Origin of the sequence: Thioalkalivibrio halophilus (assembly GCF_001995255.1) — a bacterium.
In the GTDB taxonomy this organism is placed as follows: domain Bacteria; phylum Pseudomonadota; class Gammaproteobacteria; order Ectothiorhodospirales; family Ectothiorhodospiraceae; genus Thioalkalivibrio; species Thioalkalivibrio halophilus.
On the sequence record NZ_MUZR01000090.1, the window covers coordinates 1 to 1119 of the forward strand.

General features: G+C 71.0%; 1 protein-coding gene. It reads left to right on the forward strand.

The annotated features are described in order from the left end of the window. Positions 1-194: 194 nt before the first annotated feature. On the forward strand, positions 195-1119 hold a 925-nt coding region (locus B1A74_RS13880; RefSeq protein ID WP_077244975.1), incomplete at its 3' end, for a DnaJ C-terminal domain-containing protein.

Consider the following 1119-nt stretch of genomic DNA (forward strand, 5'->3'; position numbering starts at 1 on the left):
GGAAGGCCCGCGCCCCGGCCACGGCCGGGGCGCGGGCCTTCCAGCGGGCGCTGCCGGCGCGAGCGGGCAGCGCCTTTTGATTGGTGCCGGTAGCACCCGAATCCCGGGTATGATGGCCCGGGATTCGGGTGGTACCCGAACGCATACACACCGGCTTCGCCGGTCGCCGAAAGGGTTCCGACTCGAGGCAGGAGATGGAATACAAGGACTACTACAAGATCCTGGGCGTGGACCGTAACGCCAGCCAGGACGACATCAAGAAGGCCTATCGCAAGCTGGCGCGCAAGTACCACCCCGACGTCAGTGACGACCCGGAGGCCGAGACGCGCATCAAGGAGGTCAACGAGGCCTACGAGGCCCTCGGGGACCCGGAAAAGCGCAAGGCCTACGACCAGCTGGGCGCCAACTGGCGCCAGGGGCAGGACTTCCGTCCGCCGCCGGGCTGGGACGGCTGGACCGGTGCGGGTGCCGGCGCGGGTGCCGGCGGCCGCGCACGGGGCGCCGGACCGGGTGCCGGCGGGGCCGATTTCGGCGGCTTCTCCGACTTCTTCGAGTCGATCTTTGGCGGCGGCGGCATGGGTGGCGGTGGTCGCCGGCGCGGCTTCGACGTGCGTGGTGCCGACCGCGAAGGCGTCGTGGAGGTCTCGCTGGAGCAGGCCATGCACGGCGCCGAGCTGTCGGTGACCGACCCGCGCGGGCGCCCGCAGCGCGTGCGCATCCCCGCCGGCGCCAAGGACGGCTCGCGGGTCCGGGTACGCGGCCAGGGCGACCCGGGCGTGGGCAACGGCGCCCCGGGCGACCTGCTGCTGGAGATCCGCATCAAGCCGGACCCCAACTACCGGGTGGAAGGGCGCGACCTGTACCGCGACATCCCGATCACCCCGTGGGAGGCCGCGCTGGGCGCCACGATCGAGGCACCCACCCCGCACGGGGCGGTCAACCTGAAAGTGCCGAAGGGCTCGCAGTCGGGCAAGCAGGTGCGGCTGAAGGGCAAGGGACTGCCCGGCAAGACCCCTGGCGATCTGTATCTGCGGCTGATGATCCATGTGCCGCCGGAAGACGAAGCCGGCGACTGGTACGAAAAGATGGCGGAGTCATCCAGCTTCAACCCGCGCGAGC